Source organism: Natrinema halophilum (genome assembly GCF_013402815.2).
Lineage (GTDB): Archaea > Halobacteriota > Halobacteria > Halobacteriales > Natrialbaceae > Natrinema > Natrinema halophilum.
On record NZ_CP058601.1, the window covers coordinates 3,211,862 to 3,231,284 of the forward strand.

Here is a 19,423-nt window from a genome sequence, read left to right on the forward strand (position 1 = left end):
GACTTTCCGGCGCTCGGACGGGGGAAGACGACGAATTCCGGCGAGGACGAAACACTACCCTTTTGACCCCGCTGGCGGTATTGGGGTGTATATGGGCCGACGCAAGAAGATCGTCCAAGAGTGTGAACGGCTGATGGACGAACCGGAGAACATCCGGAACATCGCCATCGCCGCTCACGTCGATCACGGAAAAACGACACTTTCTGACAATCTCCTCGCCGGTGCCGGCATGATCTCCGACGAGACCGCCGGCGAACAGCTCGCGATGGACACGGAAGAAGACGAGCAGGAACGCGGGATCACCATCGACGCGGCGAACGTTTCGATGACCCACGAGTACGAGGGGACCAACCACCTCATCAACCTCATCGACACGCCAGGCCACGTCGACTTCGGTGGCGACGTCACCCGAGCGATGCGCGCCGTCGACGGTGCACTGGTGGTCGTCGACGCCGTCGAAGGGGCGATGCCCCAGACGGAGACGGTGCTGCGCCAGGCACTCCGCGAAGGCGTCAAACCGACCCTGTTCATCAACAAGGTCGACCGCCTCATCTCCGAACTGCAGGAGGGACCGGAAGAAATGCAACAGCGGCTTCTCTCGGTCATCCACGACGTCAACGAACTCATCCGCGGCATGACCGAGGAGCGAGACGACGTCGACGACTGGACCGTTTCCGTCGAGGACGGTACCGTCGGCTTCGGCTCCGCGCTCTACAAGTGGGGCGTCTCGATGCCGTCGATGCAGCGAACCGGCATGGATTTCGGCGACATCATGGAACTCGAGCGATCGGACAAGCGCCAGGAACTCCACGAGCGGACGCCGCTCTCGGACGTCGTTCTGGACATGGTCTGTGAGCACTTCCCGAACCCCGTCGACGCCCAGCCTCGGCGTATTCCTCGTATCTGGCGCGGTGACGACGAGTCGGATCTCGCAGAATCGATGCGCCTTGTCGACGAGGACGGCGACGTCGTCTTCATGGTCACCGACATCGCGATGGACCCCCACGCCGGCGAAGTCGCGTCCGGTCGCGTGTTCTCTGGGACGCTCGAGAAGGGCCAGGAGCTGTACGTCTCCGGGACCGCGGGCAAGAATCGTGTCCAGAGCGTCGGCATCTACATGGGTGGCGAGCGCGAGGAAGTCGAGGAAGTTCCCGCCGGGAACATCGCCGCGGTCACCGGCCTCAAGGACGCCATCGCCGGCTCGACCGTTTCCAGCGTCGAGATGACTCCGTTCGAGTCGATCGAACACATCTCCGAACCGGTCATCACGAAGAGCGTGGAGGCCCAGAGCATGGACGACCTGCCGAAACTCATCGAGACCCTCCGGCAAGTGTCCAAGGAGGACCCCACCATCCAGATTACGATCAACGAGGACACCGGCGAACACCTCATCTCCGGACAGGGTGAACTCCACCTCGAAGTCATCACTCAGCGTATCGAGAAGAACCAGGGTATCCCGGTCAACACCGGCGAACCGATCGTCGTCTTCCGCGAGGCCATCCAGCGTTCCAGCGACCAGGTCGAGGGTATCTCGCCTAACCGCCACAACCGCTTCTACATCTCCGTCGATCCGCTGTCGGACGAAATCGTCGAGACGATCAAGAAAGGCGAGGCTTCGATGGACATGCCCGAGCAGGAACGCCGCGAGGCGCTGCAGGAAGCCGGCATGGACAAAGACGACTCCCAGGAGGTCGAGCACATCCACGGCTCGAACATTCTGCTCGATCAGACGAAGGGTATCCAGCACCTAAACGAGACGATGGAGCTGTTCATCGAGGGGCTCGATGAGGCCCTCGATAACGGTCCGCTGGCAAACGAGCCGGTCCAGGGAACGCTCGTCCGATTGCACGACGCCAAACTCCACGAGGACACCATCCACCGCGGTCCGGCACAGGTTATTCCCGCGACCCGCGAGGCCGTCCACAAGTCGCTTATCGACGGCCAGATCAAGATGCTCGAGCCGATGCAGGACGTCCGCATCGACGTGCCGAACGACCACATGGGCGCTGCCTCCGGCGAGATTCAGGGTCGCCGTGGCCGCGTCGACGACATGTACCAGGAAGGCGACCTCATGGTCGTCGAGGGGATCGCACCCGTCGGCGAAATGATCGGCTTCGCGAGCGACATCCGCTCTGCGACCGAGGGTCGTGCCTCCTGGAACACCGAAAATGCCGGCTTCGAGGTCATGTCCGACTCGCTCCAGCGCGAGAAGATCATGGAGATCCGCGAGCGCAAGGGCATGAAACTCGAGTTGCCGCCTGCGGTCGACTACATCTAAGCACCTTTTTACTGCGGGTTTTCGCTCGCGTCGCTCGCTCAAACCGCTTGTAAAAATCTGCCCCAAAAAAGCCGCTCGCGTCTTCGACGCTCGCGGTACAATACCTGGACTGCCAGTCCAAATTATCGCCTGACGTTTGTCTTTGGACGTTCAAATCCCACGCGACCATGGCTCGAGAGCCGGAACCGGAACGTCTCGTGGGAATACTTTCACCGGACGAGGTCGAAGACGCACGAAACGCAGCCGAGCGGTTCGGCGGCCGTGATGAAGCCAGATTCCGGCGGGCGCGAAACGCGTTCGAATAGTGAGCTACCGCTGTTCAGTTTCCGTTTGTTACTCCCGCTCGCCGGCTCCCAACGCGCTCTCGCCGACCTTCTCGTGTCCCTCTATGACTTCTTTGTCGCCCATGTACGGCCGCAGGGGCTCGGGGATGGTCACCGTCCCGTCCTCGTTCTGGTAGTACTCGAGGACGGCGACCATGACCCGCGGGATCGCCAGCCCGGATGCGTTCAGGGTGTGCAGGTACTCGGCCGATTCGTGGCGCTCGGGACGGTAGCGAAGGCCGGCGCGGCGGGCCTGGAAATCCTCGAAGTTCGATGCCGAGGAGACCTCGAGCCAGCGGCCGCCGTCCTCGGGGCCGTCGTCCATGTCGTCGCCGGGGGCCCAGACTTCGATGTCGTAGGTTTTGGCGCTGGCGAAGGTCAGATCGCCGGTACAGAGTTCGAGGATGCGGTACGGAAGACCGAGCTGTTTGAGAACTTCTTCGGCCTCCTCGAGGAGGGTCTCGAGGCGGTCGTAACTGTCCTCGGGCTCGACGAAGTTGACGAGTTCGACCTTGTTGAACTGGTGGACGCGGACGATGCCGCGGGTTTCGGTGCCGTGTTCGCCGGCCTCGCGCCGGAAATTCGGCGTGTACGCCTGATGTTTGAGCGGGAGATCGTCCTGCAGGAGGATCTCGTTTGCGTACATGTTCGTGACCGGGACCTCGGCCGTGGGACAGAGCCAGAGATCCTCGTCGTCGTATTCCTCCTCGTTGCTGCCGCCGAGGCGGTAGGCGTCGTCTGCGAACTTCGGGAGCTGACCGGTGCCGCGCATGGATGCGCTCTTGACTGGGACCGGCGGGAACAGGTCGACGTATCCCTGCTCGCGGTGGATGTCCATCATAAACTGGATCAGGGCGTGCTCGAGGCGAGCGCCGTCGCCCTTGAGGAAGTAGAAGCCGGAGCCGGTCGTCTTGGCGGCGCGCTCTTCGTCGATGACGTCTAGGTCCTCGCCGAGGTCGTAATGGGGCGTCACTTCGTCGGGGAGATCGCGCAAGTCGTCGAAGCCCCAGCGCCGGTCTTCGACGTTGTGCCGTTCGTCGAGTCCCAGCGGGACGCTCTCGTGGGGGAGCTGTGGAATTTCGAGCATCCGCTCTCGGAGTTCCTCCTGGCGGTCGGCGGCCTCGGCTTCGACGTCCTCGATCTCGGCTTTGAGCTCTCGGGATCGATCGATGGCCTCCTCGCGCTTTTCGTCTTCGCCTTCGGCGACGAGTTTGCCGATCCGCTTGGTTATCTGGTTGCGATCGTGGCGCAGGTCGTCCCCCTGGGCTTTCAGTTCCCGCCAGCGTTCGTCGATCTCGAGGACCTCGTCTATGTCGACGTCGGCCCCGCGGTTCTCTAAGGCATCGCGTACCTCGTCGGGATTTTCGCGCAGATACGTCCGGTCGAGCATTATTGCTCGTGCGTTCTTTGTGCCCGGGCAAAACCGTGTCGGAAGGTCGCGTCGCCGGATCGGAGCCGAGGACGACCGTCGGCGGGAAACGCTTTTTCCGCGGGCCTCCGTCTCTCGAGGTATGGACCCGCTCGAGGGTGAAACGTCGTCGGCGCCGATCGAGTACGAGCCGGTCAGCGTCAAGGACGTGCTCGTGGAGATGAAAGACACTGCGGAGTTGCTGATCGACCTCTCGTACTCGGCGGTCCTCCACCGGAGCGAGGAACTCGCGACCGAAGTGCTTCGGCTGGAAGAGCGGATGGATATCCTGGAACTCCGTGCCCGGATGAGCCTCCTGATGGCCGCACGGAAACCGGCCGATGCAGAACAGCTCGCTCCCGTCCTCGGCATCGTCGGCGCGGCGGATGGGATCAGCGACGCCGCCGGCGACATCGCGAAAGTCGTCCTCGACGAGACCGGATTGCCGGAAGCCATGCGAGCGGCGCTTCCCGACGCGACGGAGACGCTGGTTCGTGGGATCGTCGCCGCGGACGCACCCTATGCCGGGCGGACGCTCGCGGACATCGACCTCGAGTCGAAGACGGGCGTGCGAGCGATCGCGCTCCGGCGAGGGAACGATTGGCTACTCAATCCGGGGCCGGAGACGCGAATCGAGGCCGACGACGTGGCGCTCCTCCGCGGACCCGATACGGCTATCGGAGACGTATACGAGACGCTTACTGGTGACGAATACGAGGCGCCGATCGTCGAAACGCCCGACATCGACGACCTGGAGCGGGCCGTGGACACGATCGTCCACATGAAGGACTTCTCCGAACTCGCGGTCGATCTGGCTTACAGCAGCGTGCTGTTCGACAGCGAGGAACTCGCGGAGGAAGTTCGCAACCTCGAGGTCGAAGTCGACGCGATGCAGTCTCGGTTCGAGGCCTGGACGCTCAGAGCGGCCGCCGACGCGGCGGATCCGGTCGTCCTGCGCGGATTGATCCAACTGGGAAGCAGTACGGAAGGGATCAGCGACGCCGCGATCGAGATCAGCGAAGGCGTCCTTCGGGACATCGACGTCCACCCGGTCGTTCAACTGGCCGTCCAGGAGAGCGACGAGATCATCACCCGCGTCGCGGTCGAACCGGGAAGCGAACTCGACGGAACGGCGGTGACGGCGGGTGTCCCCGACGCCGATTCGACGATGTCGGTGATCGCCATCCGTCGTCCCGACGACGGATGGCTGCTGGTCGCGGACGGCGACGCCGAGTTGCGCGGCGGCGACGTGCTCATCTCGAAAGGGACGCGGACCGCCGCGGCCGCGTTCCGCGAGTTAGCGTCTGCGACGTCGTGACTGTCCGTCGGTATGAGTCAGTCAGGTAAACGGATTGCTCGGGGCGGTCAGTCGAACGAGTCCATCGATGGCGTCGAAGTCGGTATCGAACGAGTACAGGTAGTCGACGTTCGTTCGGTCCATCTTCCGCAAGGAGGGAATCCCGCCCTTCAGGACGGGAGGGAATCCGATACGCTCACTCGAACCACGTTCTGACACTTGGCCTGAATGCCGACCGTCCTCTTTAACTTACGTCACTCCTTACGCTTAGTCGGATGAGAGCCGACTTCGATATGGAGCGTGGCGGGCCACTTCACGAAGCCGTGAAGCAATACGCCCGTGACCACGGGATACGCCACTCACGCGCGTACCCCGAACTCCTCCGCAAAGCACTCGAATCCGAAGGCTACGATGTCAACGACTCCGACAGCGAATAAAACACTGGAGGCCACGCTCGCACCACCCACGCGGTGCAAAGAGCAACGCCTCCAGCAAACGCTGTCCGAATACCGTCACGCACTCCACGACGCCTTCGAGCAAGACTGTACGACGATGAGTGCCACGAACGACGTGGTGACGCCGTACAACCTGCCGTACCAGGCGAAAGACGCCCTCAAATCCTACGTCCCGAAACTCCACGACACGTACAACGCACAGGAGTTAGACGACGAACACCCGCTCCGGTTCGTCAATCGAGCCGGGAAGTTCGACCGTGACTCCTCGCGCGAGTACGAAATCTGTTGGAACGTTCCGCAACCCGGTCGTGGAACCAACTTCTGGATACCCCTCCGATTGAACCCCGAACAAGAGGAACTGTGGGACGACCTGCTCGATGAGGGGTCGAGTACGAAGGTGGGCGAACTTCGCTTGCAGAAACATCGGAAGACGTGGACACTCCACGTCACCGTCGAATACGAGGTCGAAGAGACGACCGAGCTACCCGAGGAACCAACTCGGGTTGGGTTCGATATTGGTGAGTCGATGCTGGTCACGGGCTGTGCCCTCCAGCACGCCACTCCCACCAAGCCGTTGCTCATCAACGGGAAAGAAGCCAAGCGACTCCGCAAGGAGATGTTCACGACGCTCAAGCGCCTGCAAGAACGAGACGCCTCGGAGTGGCGGGTCGAAGAACGCTTATCGTACTACCAGAACCGGCTCACGGACATCATCGAGAAGGCGTCTCGGAAGTCCGTCGAATACGCCAAACAGTTCGAGAACCCCGTCGTCGTGATGGAGGACTTGGCATACATCCGTGAGTCGCTGGACTACGGGAAGTATATGAACCGACGGCTGCACTCGTGGGCGTTCGCTCGGTTGCAGGGACGTATCGAGGACAAGGCACGAGACGCGGGAATTCCGGTCCGATACGTTCACCCGCAGTACACCTCGCAGACGTGCCACTCGTGCAAGCATATTGGGAATCGGCTCCAGCAAGCCGAGTTCAAGTGCAAGAACCCTGAGTGCCACGTATCGACGTTTCAGGCGGACATCAACGCGAGTGCGGAACATTGCACGTCGCGTAGACCCGTGGGGAGAGAGCCTGCCGTGGAAACAGGCAGGCGATGACTTCTTGGAAGACCAAGTCTTCCAATGGTCAGGAAATCTTCGATTTCCTTCGACGCCACAGGACGGGAGCCGTAGTGACACGGCCACGACTCAGTGTGAGCAGAGCGAGACACCCTCGCAGATGACACTCACATCGTCTCAAGAGTCGGAACCCACTGCCAGCGTTCACGAGACTGAAAGTCTCGTGCAGCCCGCCAGAACCTTCGGTTCTGGAGACGACGACTGACTGGCATTCCTCTCGTAGGGGAAGCCCCGCCGTTTACGGCGGGGAGGATGTCACATATGCCGCAATCGTTGCATCGACGAAGGAGAGTGCCGGGTACCGACGGAAAGCGCCTGTGCAGCGTTGAAGTCAACTCGAGGCGCGTGGACGATCTCGAAGTGTGTCTCTTCGATAAGCCGGTCGAGTATCGCGTTCGCTGCATCAGAGCCGAGCTTTTCTCGAGTCAGATTCAGCGTTTCGGCGAGGACGTAATTCGTCACTATCGCCGCCGGGAGTTCGCCGTGGTCGACGCCGCGGACGATATCCCGTGCCGTCTCGTGATACTCATCACGGGCACTGGCAGTGGCGAAGAGAACGTTCGTATCCAGGAGGATCGACAGTCACTCGTCACCGAAGTCGCCTTCGATCTCGACTGCGTTCGTGTGTCCCGCGTCGACCGGCTCGAAGTCATCGAACACGCCTTCGCGTTGGTGTGCGATCTCGACGGCCAACGTCTCGTCCTCGGTCACGTTCCAGCGGAGCTTATCGCCGGCGTCGATACCGAGGTGGCGACGAATCTCCGCAGGGATCGTTACCATCCCGCGGTCGCTCACTTTTGGTCTCTTCGGGAGTCTCTTCGGCGACCATACGCATCGATACAGGTGTTGTCGCCTTACATGTTTCTCCACATGTGTCTCTGGAATTCAATTCAGAACGACGAGTGCGACCCCCGAGAGCACGATCACGCCCAAGATATCACAGAGGTTCGTCACCACCGGGATCGTCGTGTCGTCCGGATCGGGCCCCCGGGTGGACGAAATGTAGGGCTCGACGAGGCTCAACGCGATCGCGATCAAGGGGAATGGCATGACGATGATCGCTGTGACGTATTTTCCGTAACTAACTCCGGTTTGAAATGGCGCGAGCAGCGAGAGGATACTGCAATCACAGGAGCATTTCTCCTTTGCCTGAACGAGACGCTTCGAATCTCGCTAATGCCGCGCAATTTTCATCTCCTGTTCGATCACCGCTGATCCCCATCTAAATCATCTTCTCGAGAGAGCATGATCACTGTCATGAACAGTGAGACCGTCGTAATGGCGAGCAATACTCGAGTGTATACTATCGGTGAAATGCCGATCGATCTGAGAGTACTGTTCACTGTTCCAAGCGTTGATTCTGCAACCATCGAAACGAAAAGGATAAAGAACGCTATCATTCCAATATCTGTCCACGTGCGCCAGTGGATACCTATGACCATCATCAATAGTTGTGTCACGCACCAATATAAAAATGACTTTCACAACATAAAATTTTGATGAATATATATGTTCTTATAGGCGGCTGTTTTACCAAATAACGGATTGTGTGATTATATTTACACAATTTTCAGTAGATACATTTAATAGATTGGGTCTTGTAACCAATTACAATGTCTAAAGAACACAACCGATCGCAACATGGTGCAGTACGGAATTCGGGTAGACGACGTGACATACTCCGTGGAATAGCAACAGGAGCAATCTCGTCAATTGGTCTGAGCGGATCCGTGTCCGCAACCGAATCCCGAAACCCAAAACACTCTGACACGACCGTCGAGTCTGTGGATTTCAGTATCGCATCTGCGAAGGATACCCTCGAAGAGATTACTTCCTCGAAATTGTTCGAGAGCTTAGTTACTGACGGATATTTTACCGAATCGTCAATTGAAGCAATACCATTTGAAGAATTAATTGACGAATCTCTGCCGGGGGGTATCGAACGATTGCGGGTTAACGGCGATATCGAGCAGTATAACTACCATATCCCGCTTGATGGGAATAGACTAGAAATAATGCTTCCTCTTTCTGATTTTATACCAAACGCCTATCTTCACAAAAAGGACGGTGCGGAAATCGTATATGCACCTGATAATTCATATCAGGGAGAGGAACTTCGTGCATCAACTGCAAGTACAGAGGCAAGTTCGAACGAATGCGGCCCACCGTACATGCGATTTTGCACGAGTTGTATAGCCTGCTGTGGCCTCCGTGGCTGGAGCCGAAATGAAAAGAAGGTCGAATGTTCTAACTGCGTTATCGGTAATTGTAAGTGGGTTAAAACGGGGTGTTGTAAACAATAAAAACTAACATCTTCGATCGTATAACGGAATGCATTTTCACAATTTGGGTAGTCTATATAAGACTTAATTAGAAGAATCGTTTCGATATCGAAAACGATTCAGTTCAACACGACGAGTGCGACCCCCGAGAGCACAATCACGCCCAAGATATCACAGAGGTTCGTCACCACCGGGATCGTCGTGTCGTCCGGATCCAGTCCTCGAGTGTACGAGATGTAGGTCGCGACGAGGCTCAACACGATCGCGATCACGGAGAGGAGCATTCCGCTGACGATCGAGATGATGAACAGATCTACGAGGGGCATCGGTTCGGCGATGATCCGGCCGACGACCCAGGCCGCGACGCCGAGCGCGGAAAAAACGGTCGCCGCCAGTCCCAGGATCGCCGTCACGTTCGTCCACAGCACTTCATTCCGTGGATCGAATTCGAGCAGTCCCAGGTGGAGCCGCGTCGAGAGTCGAGACGAGAGGATTGCCCCGAGGTTGCCGCCCATGCCGATCATAACGGGGACGAGAACGAGAAGCGTCGGGTTCTCGAGGTACGTTCGCTCGAGTTCCTCGAGAACGTATCCCGACCCCATCTCGAGCATCGAGAGTACGATCAGGATGGGGAACATCGTGCTGACGATGTTGCGGATCGACCAGGTGCCGAGGGTGTCGTCGGAATCCGTAGCGTCACTCGTGTTATCGGAGCGTGTGGCGGCGAGCGTGTCGTCGGGTTCGGTGGCCGCCATCAGAACAACACCCCCGCGACGGTGAGTGCGGTAAAGAGAAAGACGACGCCGAAGACGTCACCGAGCGTGGTGACGATGGGGCCGATCAGATTGTCGGGATCGAGACCGTACTTGTAGCCCGTAAAGACGAGCGCCAGCAGGCCGAAGATCAACGTGGTGGAGGTCAAAACCCCCGAGACTAACATGATCGAGATGAGTTCGACGAGTCTGGCGGACTCGCGTCCCAGCACCTGCATGATCCCCCACGAGAGGACGGCGATGAAGATGGAGACGCTGATCCCGTTGATGAAGGAGGCTGCGATCGCGTTGATGAGTCGGCGATCCCACGAAAATTCGGGATCGATCATCCCCTGGTGGAGGCCGCTCGAGATGCGCGCCCCCAGCGCGCCGTATACGTTGCCGCGGGTCGCAAGAAACGCGGGAAGTAACAACAACATGCCCGGAAACCGCTCGAATCCGTTCGTCATCCCCTCGGAGCCGAGAACCGACCCCGCGAAGATTCCGCCGGCGAGGCTGACCACGAGGATCGGGAGCGACTCGCGGTAGATGCGCCATGCGGTTTGGCGAGCCTCCATAGCGGCGTATAACGAAGTCCGGACATAAACCTACCGCGGGTCAAACTCGAGGATATCGATCGAATCTGTAAGGATTGGTACCGTTCCTGTACGCATGCGAACATGCGGTGAATGTTCGGATAGATCGTTTATTCGGACAGATCACCGTCTCACACTCATCCGTGCTCGCCGATTTTCATTCGCCACTTCCGTACCGAGGCAGTGTGTTCCCGTTTGACTACTGATGCGTCAGATGTGTGGGCTCGAGTGAGTCCCCTCTCAGAGCGGTCCGGCAGCGCCGGCGGCGACGAGGCCCCATGCGAGGCCGATCGCTGCGAGCGAGCACGCGAGGTTTGCAGCGGCGTTGCCGACCGCGAGAGCTCGGTCCCCGCGCTCGTAGAGCCGAACCGTCTCGACCGAAAACGATGAGAACGTCGTAAACGAGCCACAGACCCCGGTTCCAACGAGTTGCAGCGTCGAGTTCCCCGCGCCCGCGAAGACGGCCAGTCCGAAGACGAAACTGCCGACGACGTTGACCACGATCGTCGAGAGCGGGAACTGAGCGCTCGGGACGCGACTCGAGACCCGCTGGCCGACCAAGTATCGAAGGACCGAACCGATCGCGCCGCCGGTCCCGACGACGTGTGCCGGATCGGGATCGAACGTCACCAGCGCGTTTGCGATCAGATCCCCGGTGACGACGGTTTCACTCGGGCTCACGCCGTTTCACCTCCCGTAGGATGCAGGTGGCCGAGTCGACGTGCGACCGTTCGTCCTGCGAGGACGCCCGCGATTCCGAGGCCGTAGTTGGCGGCGACGATTCCGACGATCGCGACCGGGGACGGTGCGAACGCCGTCTGGAGTGCGAACGTACTGTAGGTCGTCAGCGAGGAGAGAAAGCCCGTTGCGAAGACGGTCCGCGTTCGCGATCCGATGTGACCCGCGTACTCGGCCTCGTAGACCAGAAAGCCAAGCACCGCGCTTCCGGCGGCGTTGACGAGGACGATCGATGGAACGTCCGAGAGCAACTCCATGGCCAACAACCGGAGGTTCGAGCCGGCGAAGCCGCCGACTGCGATCAGCGCGAGCGTCTCGAGTCGGATGAGTGGATGGTCGTCTGCCATGGCTGGGTGGGACGAGGGCCGTCGGCGATCTATCACCCGATGCGGGTGGCGACACACGCTGGTCCGACCTCGGTGCCACCGACCCGCCGCTTAGATTGAGGGGCCCGTCGTCCAGATATGTCGGCCCTCTCATGGAACTGCTATGAGCGTTGCGAAAGCCGGCCTTTGGTTTGGATGTGGATCACCGATTTGAGTCTGTCGTCGATCACCGGACCCTCCACGGAAGGAAAAGACCCAAGGTTAGACTGCCTCTAAACCGATCCATGGCTACGGACGACGCTGGCGTCACGGGTGCCCGAAGCGGATTCGCGCGAGCGTCGTGGGCAAACGTGTTAGGTAACGTCGTCAAAATCGTCGCCGAAGGAGCGGCGGGACTCGCCTTCGGCAGCGTCGCCTTGCTCGCGGACGCAGCGCACTCGCTCGCGGATCTCGTCGCGAGCGTCGTCGTTCTCGTCTGGGGCCGGAGTGCGTTCGACGAGCCGGATACCAACCACCCGCACGGGCACGACCGAATCGAGCCGTTGACGGCGTTGTTCGTCGGTGCCGTCATCGCCTTGCTCGGGCTCAACCTGCTTTACCGCTCCATCGAGGGGCTCGTTGCCGGGACCGAGATCGAATTTAGTGTCCTGTTGCTCGCTGCGCTCGGCTTCGCTATCGTCGATATGTACCTCGTTTACGGCTACACCGTTCGAATCAACGAGCAACTGCAATCGCCCGCGCTCGCGGCGCTCGCGAGGGACTGTCTAAACGACATTTACACCTCGATCGCAGCGATCGCCGGTGTGCTCGGCGTTCTGGCCGGCTATCCGCTGCTCGACCCCGTCGCCGGCGGTCTCGTCAGTCTGCTCGTCATCTACCAGGGCATCGAGATCGGCAAGGAGAACGTCGATTACCTGATCGGCGCCGCACCCGGCCCCGAAAAACGCGGCGAAATCACGCATGCTCTCCGCCGCCACCCGGACGTCGAAGGCGTCCACGATCTTGCCGTGTTCTACGACGGAACCGCTCTCGAGGTCGAAGTCCACGTAGAGGTCGACGGCGACATGCCGTTTCGCGACGCACACGACATCGAGTCGGAACTGGTCGCTCGTCTGCGTGGCCTCGAGGACGTCGGAGACGCCCACGTCCACCTCGACCCGTCGGGTATCGGCGAGTGGAAGGAGTCGGCCGACGAGCACTGATCAGTCGTCTCATCCGAGAGCGCCCGCGGTGTCGTCTTTCGAACGCGGCAGCGTCACGACGAAGACGCTCCCGTCGGGCCCCGTCTCATCGAGTTCGATCGTTCCGTCGTATCTGTGGGCGAGGATATCGGAGAGATAGAGTCCGAGGCCGTGATTGTCCGTCCGCCGTTCGAACAGCGTTCTCCGTTCCCCCTCGGGAATGCCCGAGCCGTTGTCGGCGACCGTGACAGTCACCGTCTCAGCCGTCGCATCCGCGGCCACGTGTACGCGCGGCGTCTCGCTGTCGTTGTGAACGATCGCGTTCTCGAGTAGATTCGAGAAGATCCACCGCACGCCCTGATTGCCACTGGCGTGCACCTCGCTCGGGATGTCCGTCTCGAAGACGGCGTCGTCGAACCGGGCACGGAAGTCGACAAGTTGCGCCTCGAGCACCGCGGCGAGGTCGACACGGGTGCCGGTTTCGGACCCTCGATTGGCGTCTAACATCGCTCGCACGTCCCTGATGACTTCGACGAGATTTTCGCTCTCGCGTTCGATCGTTTCGAGGCGGTCACGCTGTTGCTCGTCGTCGCAGTCCGTCCGTACGAGCGACGCGTGGCCGCCGATGATCTGGGACGAATTGAGCACCTCGTGTCGAAGGAGGTCGTTCAGGTAGGTCAGGAGTTCACGTTCGTCCTCGAGTTGCTCGGTTCGAACGGTGGCGGCCGTCGCTTTTACCTCTCGTCGGATGGCGCGCGCTTCGACGTAGCCGATGGCGAAGCCGCCGACTGCACCCACGTTCACCGAGAAGTGAGCCCAGTAGATGTTTCCGACGAGCGTATACCACGGGAAAAAGACCATCGTCAGCAAATTGAGAGCCAGAAAGCCGATTCCCCCGCCGATACACCACTGGGCGATCCGGGGATATCGACGTGTCTCGATGTCGCTTCGCTCGACTCTATGGCAACCCCAGATTAGCCCGAGCGCAGGAACGCCAGCCGAAATGAAGCTGACCAGAAAGAGCGTTACGTCGACCACGTCCAGAAATGCGATCCACCAGCCGACGAGGACGAAAAACGAGAGGGCGCTGAACCAGCTTACGAGTCGAAGACGGTGTTCCTGCTGGAGCCACCGAGAAGATGGCCGTACGGTGATACGGTCCGACGTATCGTGGCTCATCTCGTGGCCGGGGGCGGAGTTGGTTTCGCGACGGTTCGAAGCATCTACTATGTGCAAGAGTACGGTGTGTAAAGTCTGTAACGGCTCGCATCAACGTGATAGATTCGGCAGACTGCGACGGGAGCTTTTATCCCGTTCGCTATCCGGGTACCGATATGGAAGTCGGAGACGTCCGTGAAGTTACAACCGGTTCCTGTTCGGACATCTACTATTTGGACACGGGGATGTACGAAACGAGCGAGTACGGCGCCGTCTACATTATCGACGACGAGCGTCCCGCCGTCGTCGACACTGGTATCGGAACTAACCTCGACTTGCTCGAGGACGCACTGGCGGAAGTCGGTATCGAGCGGGACGACCTCGAGGTGATCGCCGTCACTCATATTCACCTCGATCACGCCGGCGGTGCGGGCTTTCTCGCCCGTGAGCATCCGAACGCCGACGTCTACGTTCACGGTATCGGTGTCGATCATCTGGTCGACCCGTCGCAGCTGGTCGCGGGAACGAAAAACGCTGTCGGCGACCAGTGGGAGTACTACGTCGAACCACTGTCGATTCCGGCGGAACGTGTCGTCCCGATCGAGGATGGTGACGTCATCGACCTCGGCGCCCACGAACTGGTCGTCCATGCCGCTCCCGGCCACGCTCCTCATCAGGTCGTTTTCGAAGACCCGACGAACGATGCGGTCTTCGTCGCCGACGCCGCCGGCATCTGGGTGCCCGAGGTCGAGATGATTCGGGAAACCTCCCCGCCGTCTCAGTTCGACCTCGAGCAGTGTCTCGACGACCTCGAGACCCTCAAAGAACTCGACCCAGACGTATTTCTCTATCCGCACTTCGGCCCGCGTTTCGTCGGCGACGACGCCGAACAGGCGCTCGAGGAGTACGCCACCGTTCTGACTGAGTGGGTCGCGGCTGTCGAGGCGAAACGCGACGAACTTGCGGACGACGAGGCGGTCATCGACCACTTCGCTACCTCGGGCGCGATGGACGACGTCTGGGGCGAAGAAAAATCGAGCGCGGAAGCGGCGATGAACGCGCGCGGTGTACTCGGATACCTCGAGCACCGAAGTTGAGCGGCGTCTCACCGGACGAATCCGAGGCGGTTCTCGAAGATACGCTGTACATAATTACACATCCATTTAGCGTATTGGTAACTATCCAGTGCACTCAAATTGACCGCCAGCGAGCCGCTGAGTCATTTTTTGTTGACCGTATTGAAATTAATAAACACATGGATAGATGAATTCCATTTCCTCACATTTTATACCATGGGGGCAACTCCCACACCAATATGGACTGGAGGGATGCTGAACGGGAGCACGAGGACGAGGTCATCGGGGAAACGACGCTCGCACGGTTATTCGAGGAGTCGGCCGAGCGAAATTCGAATCGTCCAGCACAGCAATACAAGGGCGGAATCTACGATCGCTCGTTGACCGACTCAGTCCTGTCTGCCGCGGCATCCGGCGAGTACCGAACGATTTCCTACGCCGAGATGCGAGACATCGTCCGGAAACTCTCCGCCGGCTTTCTCGATCTGGGAGTCGACACGGCGGACAGAATCGGTCTCTTCTCGAACACGCGGATGGAGTGGGCACAGTGTGATTTCGCCTTGCTCGGGGCCGGCGCGGTCATCACGACGGTCTACCCGAGTTCGTCGCCCGATCAGGTCCGGTACCTGCTCGACGATCCCGACGCCGACGGTGTCGTCGTCGAAAACGAGACCCTCCTCGAGCGGGTCCTCGAAGTCGAGGACGATCTCGATCTCGAGTTCGTCGTCTCGATAGACGATGTCGCCGGCTACGACGACCGGGACGACGTATTGACCCTCGACGAGGTTTACGCGCGCGGCGAGGAGACGTTCGATCTCGATGCGTACGAGGATCGAATTGACGCGACGGAACTGGACGATCTGGCGAGCATGATCTATACGAGCGGGACGACGGGCCAGCCGAAAGGCGTCCAGTTGACTCACGGCAACTTCCGGTCGAACGTCAACGGCGTTCGGAAGCGCTTCGGGCCACGTCCGGACAAGGACGACGATATTCCGGTAATCGACGAAGAGACGCTGGCGATGTCGTATCTGCCGTTGTCCCACGTCTTCGAGCGAACGGCCGGACACTTCGTCCTGTTTGCAAGCGGCGCGTGCGTCGCGTACGCGGAGAGTCCGGATACGCTCCAGGACGATTTCAGCGTCGTCCAGCCGACGGCGGCCACGAGCGTCCCGCGCGTCTACGAGAAAATCTACGACGCCATCCGAGAGGAAGCCAGCGGGTCGGGAGTCTCGGAACGGATTTTCGGGTGGGCTACCGACGTCGGCGTCGAGTACCAGCAGGCTGACTCACCCGGACCGATGTTGAAAGCGAAGCAGGCACTCGCCGACAAACTCGTCTTTTCGTCCGTTCGGGAAGCCCTGGGCGGCGAGATCGAAATGCTCATCAGCGGCGGCGGGAGTCTCTCGCCGGAACTCTGTCGACTGTACCACGCGATGGGACTGCCGATCTACGAGGGATACGGATTGACCGAGACCGCTCCCGTCGTTTCGACGAACCCACCCGAGGCGGTGGGGGTCGGGACGATCGGACCGCCGCTCGTCAACGTCGACGTGAAAGTCGACGAAACCGTCGCCGACCAGGAGGCGTTCGCCGGCGACCCTGGCGAGGTCGGAGAACTCCTCGTAAACGGACCGAACGTTACGCAGGGGTACTGGAACAAACCCGGTGCGACTCAGGGCGCCTTCACGGAAGACGGATGGTTCCGCACGGGAGACATCATCCACATCCGTCCCGACGGCTACCTCGAGTTCCGCGACCGCGTCAAGCAGATCATCGTCCTCTCGACGGGGAAGAACGTCGCACCGGGTCCGCTCGAGGATGCGTTCGCGGCGAGCGAGGTGGTCGAACAGGCGATGGTCGTCGGGAATGACGAGAAGTTCATCGGAGCGTTGCTGGTCCCGAACACCGATCACGTTCGTTCGTGGGCCGAGAAGGAGGATATCGACCTTCCCGACGATCCGCAGGCGATGTGCGACGACGAACGGGTTCGCGAACACATCCAGCAGGAAGTCGATCGGGTCAACGAGAAATTCGAGAAACACGAGACGATCAAACAGTTCGAACTCGTCCCACAGGAGTTTACGGAAGAAAATGACATGCTCACGCCGACGATGAAGAAGAAACGTCGCGTCATCCTCGAGCGGTTCGAGGACCGCGTCGACCGGATTTACGCGGATGCCTGATCTCCGAGAATCGAAGTCGAGACGTTCGAGTCGATCGAACGACGGCGGTTACGACCGGTTTGGCGTACCGTGTATCGTGTGTGGTATTCTCGCAAGTTGTCCGCCGATTCTCGCAGGAGTTAACCGTCTGGACTGTTTCTGCTGACACGAATGGACGCGTCATCAGTATCGTCGTGTCGATCGTTCGCAGACCGACAGTTTCGATTATGACGGGTGCAGAGGCGGGCGGAAATCTACTCATACTGGTCGCTGCGATCGTCGGACTCGGCGTCGTTTCGCAGCTCCTCTCGGCCCGATTTCGCGTCCCGAGTGTCCTCTTTCTCATCACCGCCGGCGTCCTGATCGGTCCGGAAGGACTCGGCGTATTGACCGTCGACGCCCTCGGCGGAAGCAGCGGTCTCTCCACGATCGTGGGCCTCTCGGTCGCGATTATCGTTTTCGAGGGTGCGTTCCACCTCAAGATCGAAAAAATCAAACAGGCACCGTCGGCCGTGTTGCGATTGACGACGATCGGTGCGGCGATCGCACTTGCCGGGACCGCCGTCGCGGTTCACGTGTTCCTCGAGGCTAACTGGGACATCGCGCTGCTGATCGGCGCGCTTCTTGTCGCGACGGGGCCGACGGTCGTCACCCCGATCTTGAAGGTGGTCCCCGTCCGCGATCGAGTCGCGGCAACCCTCGAGACGGAAGGAATCGTCAACGACGTGACGGCGGCGATTCTGGCTGTCGTGTTGTTCAAGGCGATGACCGTTCGCGAACTGACCGCCGACGTCTATCTCCAACTATTCGCCGAGCGACTCGGAACGGGGCTGCTCGTCGGTGTCGTGGTCGCGGCGGTCGTCTGGGCGGTCCTCCAGTACGTCGATCTCTCTCCAGACAACGCACCCCAAAACGCGCGGCTACTCACGCTGGCTGGAGCGATCATCGCCTTCGGTTCGGCCGACTACATCTTTTCCGAAGCGGGCGTCGCGGCTGCGGCGACGGCCGGACTCATACTGGGCAATGCCGGCCTCCCCTACGAGGAAGACATTGCGGCGTTTAAAGGCGACATTACGCTGCTCGTTCTCTCGTTCGTCTTCATCACCCTCGCCGCGTTGCTCGAGTTCGATCAGCTGTTCGCGCTCGGGCTCGGCGGCGTGGCCGTCGTCGTGGTCGTGATGTTCGTCTTGCGACCGCTGCTTGTCTTTCTTACGACACGGGGCGATCGATTTACGTTCCGGGAGACGCTGTTCATGAGCTTCGTCGGGCCGCGTGGCATCATTCCGGCGTCGGTCGCGACGCTCTTTGCCATCCGGTTGCAGACGTCCGAGGCACCGACAAATCAGGCCGGTGCGGACCTGCTCGTCGGGACGGTCTTTCTCGTCATCCTCGTGACGGTCGTCCTCGAGGGTGGATTCGCCCGCCAGATCGCAGAGAAACTCGACGTGATACCCATGCGTGTACTCATCATCGGCGGCGGCCGCGTCGGTCGCTCGCTGGCAGAACGACTCGAAGCGCGCGGTGAAAACGTAGTCCTGATCGACGAGGAACGGACGACCCTCAAGCAACTCCGCAACGACGGGTTCACCGCCCGCGAGGGCGACGGAACCGATGTCGACGTGTTACGCGAGGCGGGGGCTGACAACGCCCGTATCGTCGTCGCGGCGACCGGCGACGACGACGTAAACCTCCTCGTGGCACAGCTCGCACAGTCGCACTTCGACGTTCAGACGGTGATCGCTCGCGCGAACAATCCATCGAATGCGGCCGCGTTCGAGGATCTCGGTGTCGAGACCATTTCGGCGGCGGAGTCCACAGCGTGGGCGATCGACAATGTGATCGAACGGCCCGCGCTCTCGAACTGGATGTCAGAACTCGGCCGCTCCGGCGACGTCCAGGAGATCGAAGTCACCGACGAAAACCTCATCGGCGAGCGGATCGTCGATGTGGGAAGCGAATTGCCCAACGGCGTCCTTATCGCGCTCGTGAGCCGGAACGGAACCAACGAGGTCCCGTCCGCCGAGGTCGAACTTCAGGAGGGAGATCACATCACCCTCATCGGCCGGACAGAGGCGGTTCACGAGGCCATCAAGCAGTGCGGAAAACCGGTGTAGGGTAGGGTCGGCTCGGCGGCGATTGTTCGCGCTGTGGCTCGATCGGGGCTGGCAGCGACCGCGACGGTCCGGCGACTGAGAGTCCGTTCGTCGACAGTATCGACCGTCGTTTCGAGCGTCTCGAGTTACTCGGAGATGTCGT

18 protein-coding genes and 2 pseudogenes are annotated in these 19,423 nt (G+C 60.4%); 10 read left to right on the forward strand and 10 right to left on the reverse strand.

The annotated features are described in order from the left end of the window. Positions 1-91 precede the first annotated feature (91 nt). Together HYG82_RS36230 and HYG82_RS36235 are read left to right on the forward strand one after the other, a co-directional pair. Entirely contained in the window at positions 92-2,278 is a 2,187-nt protein-coding gene (locus HYG82_RS36230) for an elongation factor EF-2 (RefSeq protein ID WP_179262322.1), read from the forward strand. A gap of 167 nt (positions 2,279-2,445) precedes the next feature. After that, complete coding sequence (locus HYG82_RS36235; RefSeq protein ID WP_179262324.1) at positions 2,446-2,583, forward strand: hypothetical protein; 138 nt, start codon at positions 2,446-2,448, stop codon at positions 2,581-2,583. Between the two features lie 28 nt (positions 2,584-2,611). Here HYG82_RS36235 and serS read toward each other — a convergent pair whose 3' ends face one another. Next, positions 2,612-3,991: a serine--tRNA ligase gene (gene serS / locus HYG82_RS36240; RefSeq protein ID WP_179262326.1), complete on the reverse strand. Its 1,380-nt coding sequence runs from the start codon at positions 3,989-3,991 to the stop codon at positions 2,612-2,614. Positions 3,992-4,112: 121 nt separating this feature from the next. Here serS and HYG82_RS36245 point away from each other — a divergent pair, with 121 nt between their 5' ends. Next, the gene (locus tag HYG82_RS36245; protein WP_179262328.1) at positions 4,113-5,327 is read left to right on the forward strand and encodes a potassium channel family protein; all 1,215 of its coding nucleotides are present in this window, start codon (positions 4,113-4,115) and stop codon (positions 5,325-5,327) included. 21 nt (positions 5,328-5,348) lie between these two features. On the opposite strand, the gene HYG82_RS36250 is transcribed toward HYG82_RS36245, so the two are convergent. After that, positions 5,349-5,525, reverse strand: coding sequence for a hypothetical protein (locus HYG82_RS36250; RefSeq protein ID WP_179262330.1), 177 nt, complete (start codon positions 5,523-5,525; stop codon positions 5,349-5,351). 56 nt (positions 5,526-5,581) lie between these two features. On the opposite strand from HYG82_RS36250, the gene HYG82_RS36255 reads away from it, so the two are divergent. Together HYG82_RS36255 and HYG82_RS36260 are read left to right on the forward strand one after the other, a co-directional pair. Beyond that, positions 5,582-5,743: a hypothetical protein gene (locus tag HYG82_RS36255; protein ID WP_179262332.1), complete on the forward strand. Its 162-nt coding sequence runs from the start codon at positions 5,582-5,584 to the stop codon at positions 5,741-5,743. Continuing rightward, a pseudogene (locus HYG82_RS36260) lies at positions 5,718-7,098 on the forward strand (RNA-guided endonuclease TnpB family protein). Before HYG82_RS36255 ends, HYG82_RS36260 begins: the two are co-directional and overlap by 26 nt. Before the next feature lie 51 nt (positions 7,099-7,149). On the opposite strand, the pseudogene HYG82_RS36265 reads toward HYG82_RS36260, so the two are convergent. From HYG82_RS36265 to HYG82_RS36275, 3 genes and pseudogenes are all read right to left on the reverse strand, one after another. Next, a pseudogene (locus tag HYG82_RS36265) lies at positions 7,150-7,475 on the reverse strand (type II toxin-antitoxin system VapC family toxin); the annotation flags it as partial. After that, positions 7,476-7,688, reverse strand: a complete 213-nt coding sequence (locus HYG82_RS36270) for an AbrB/MazE/SpoVT family DNA-binding domain-containing protein (protein ID WP_235217720.1) — start codon at positions 7,686-7,688, stop codon at positions 7,476-7,478. 90 nt (positions 7,689-7,778) lie between these two features. Then, complete coding sequence (locus HYG82_RS36275) at positions 7,779-8,003, reverse strand: magnesium transporter (RefSeq protein WP_425495424.1); 225 nt, start codon at positions 8,001-8,003, stop codon at positions 7,779-7,781. Between the two features lie 503 nt (positions 8,004-8,506). Here HYG82_RS36275 and HYG82_RS36280 point away from each other — a divergent pair. Further along, positions 8,507-9,196: a hypothetical protein gene (locus HYG82_RS36280; protein WP_179262336.1), complete on the forward strand. Its 690-nt coding sequence runs from the start codon at positions 8,507-8,509 to the stop codon at positions 9,194-9,196. Between the two features lie 98 nt (positions 9,197-9,294). Here the strand turns inward: HYG82_RS36280 and HYG82_RS36285 are convergent, their stop codons facing one another. The 4 genes from HYG82_RS36285 to HYG82_RS36300 form a co-directional block, all read right to left on the reverse strand. Then, complete coding sequence (locus tag HYG82_RS36285; RefSeq protein WP_235217907.1) at positions 9,295-9,813, reverse strand: magnesium transporter; 519 nt, start codon at positions 9,811-9,813, stop codon at positions 9,295-9,297. Between the two features lie 116 nt (positions 9,814-9,929). After that, complete coding sequence (locus HYG82_RS36290; RefSeq protein WP_179262340.1) at positions 9,930-10,505, reverse strand: magnesium transporter; 576 nt, start codon at positions 10,503-10,505, stop codon at positions 9,930-9,932. Between the two features lie 258 nt (positions 10,506-10,763). Beyond that, positions 10,764-11,204, reverse strand: coding sequence for a fluoride efflux transporter CrcB (crcB, locus tag HYG82_RS36295; RefSeq protein ID WP_179262342.1), 441 nt, complete (start codon positions 11,202-11,204; stop codon positions 10,764-10,766). Continuing rightward, entirely contained in the window at positions 11,201-11,608 is a 408-nt protein-coding gene (locus tag HYG82_RS36300; RefSeq protein WP_179262344.1) for a CrcB family protein, read from the reverse strand. The genes crcB and HYG82_RS36300 overlap by 4 nt, the downstream gene beginning before the upstream one ends. Before the next feature lie 263 nt (positions 11,609-11,871). Between HYG82_RS36300 and HYG82_RS36305 the strand changes: the two genes are divergently transcribed. Continuing rightward, positions 11,872-12,789: a cation diffusion facilitator family transporter gene (locus tag HYG82_RS36305; protein ID WP_179262346.1), complete on the forward strand. Its 918-nt coding sequence runs from the start codon at positions 11,872-11,874 to the stop codon at positions 12,787-12,789. Between the two features lie 9 nt (positions 12,790-12,798). Here HYG82_RS36305 and HYG82_RS36310 read toward each other — a convergent pair whose 3' ends face one another. Further along, a complete protein-coding gene (locus HYG82_RS36310; protein ID WP_179262348.1) occupies positions 12,799-13,947 on the reverse strand; it encodes a sensor histidine kinase in 1,149 nt (382 codons plus the stop codon). Between the two features lie 155 nt (positions 13,948-14,102). On the opposite strand from HYG82_RS36310, the gene HYG82_RS36315 reads away from it, so the two are divergent. From HYG82_RS36315 to HYG82_RS36325, 3 genes are all read left to right on the forward strand, one after another. Then, positions 14,103-15,023, forward strand: a complete 921-nt coding sequence (locus tag HYG82_RS36315) for an MBL fold metallo-hydrolase (protein ID WP_179262350.1) — start codon at positions 14,103-14,105, stop codon at positions 15,021-15,023. Positions 15,024-15,241: 218 nt separating this feature from the next. Then, on the forward strand, positions 15,242-17,188 hold the full coding sequence (locus tag HYG82_RS36320) for an AMP-dependent synthetase/ligase (protein WP_179262352.1): 1,947 nt from the start codon (positions 15,242-15,244) through the stop codon (positions 17,186-17,188). Positions 17,189-17,394: 206 nt separating this feature from the next. After that, positions 17,395-19,281, forward strand: a complete 1,887-nt coding sequence (locus HYG82_RS36325) for a cation:proton antiporter domain-containing protein (RefSeq protein ID WP_179262354.1) — start codon at positions 17,395-17,397, stop codon at positions 19,279-19,281. The last annotated feature ends 142 nt before the right edge of the window (positions 19,282-19,423 follow it).

What these genes read in the sequence shown, in the direction of transcription:
- HYG82_RS36280 (WP_179262336.1), top strand. Translation starts at nt 8,507, where the DNA reads ATGTCTAAAGAACACAACCGATCGCAACATGGTGCAGTACGGAATTCG.
- HYG82_RS36325 (WP_179262354.1), top strand. Translation starts at nt 17,395, where the DNA reads ATGACGGGTGCAGAGGCGGGCGGAAATCTACTCATACTGGTCGCTGCG.
- HYG82_RS36285 (WP_235217907.1), bottom strand. Translation starts at nt 9,813, where the DNA reads ATGTTCCCCATCCTGATCGTACTCTCGATGCTCGAGATGGGGTCGGGA.
- HYG82_RS36305 (WP_179262346.1), top strand. Translation starts at nt 11,872, where the DNA reads ATGGCTACGGACGACGCTGGCGTCACGGGTGCCCGAAGCGGATTCGCG.
- HYG82_RS36315 (WP_179262350.1), top strand. Translation starts at nt 14,103, where the DNA reads ATGGAAGTCGGAGACGTCCGTGAAGTTACAACCGGTTCCTGTTCGGAC.
- HYG82_RS36245 (WP_179262328.1), top strand. Translation starts at nt 4,113, where the DNA reads ATGGACCCGCTCGAGGGTGAAACGTCGTCGGCGCCGATCGAGTACGAG.
- HYG82_RS36310 (WP_179262348.1), bottom strand. Translation starts at nt 13,947, where the DNA reads ATGAGCCACGATACGTCGGACCGTATCACCGTACGGCCATCTTCTCGG.
- serS (WP_179262326.1), bottom strand. Translation starts at nt 3,991, where the DNA reads ATGCTCGACCGGACGTATCTGCGCGAAAATCCCGACGAGGTACGCGAT.
- HYG82_RS36300 (WP_179262344.1), bottom strand. Translation starts at nt 11,608, where the DNA reads ATGGCAGACGACCATCCACTCATCCGACTCGAGACGCTCGCGCTGATC.
- HYG82_RS36290 (WP_179262340.1), bottom strand. Translation starts at nt 10,505, where the DNA reads ATGGAGGCTCGCCAAACCGCATGGCGCATCTACCGCGAGTCGCTCCCG.
- HYG82_RS36320 (WP_179262352.1), top strand. Translation starts at nt 15,242, where the DNA reads ATGGACTGGAGGGATGCTGAACGGGAGCACGAGGACGAGGTCATCGGG.
- HYG82_RS36230 (WP_179262322.1), top strand. Translation starts at nt 92, where the DNA reads ATGGGCCGACGCAAGAAGATCGTCCAAGAGTGTGAACGGCTGATGGAC.
- HYG82_RS36235 (WP_179262324.1), top strand. Translation starts at nt 2,446, where the DNA reads ATGGCTCGAGAGCCGGAACCGGAACGTCTCGTGGGAATACTTTCACCG.
- HYG82_RS36255 (WP_179262332.1), top strand. Translation starts at nt 5,582, where the DNA reads ATGAGAGCCGACTTCGATATGGAGCGTGGCGGGCCACTTCACGAAGCC.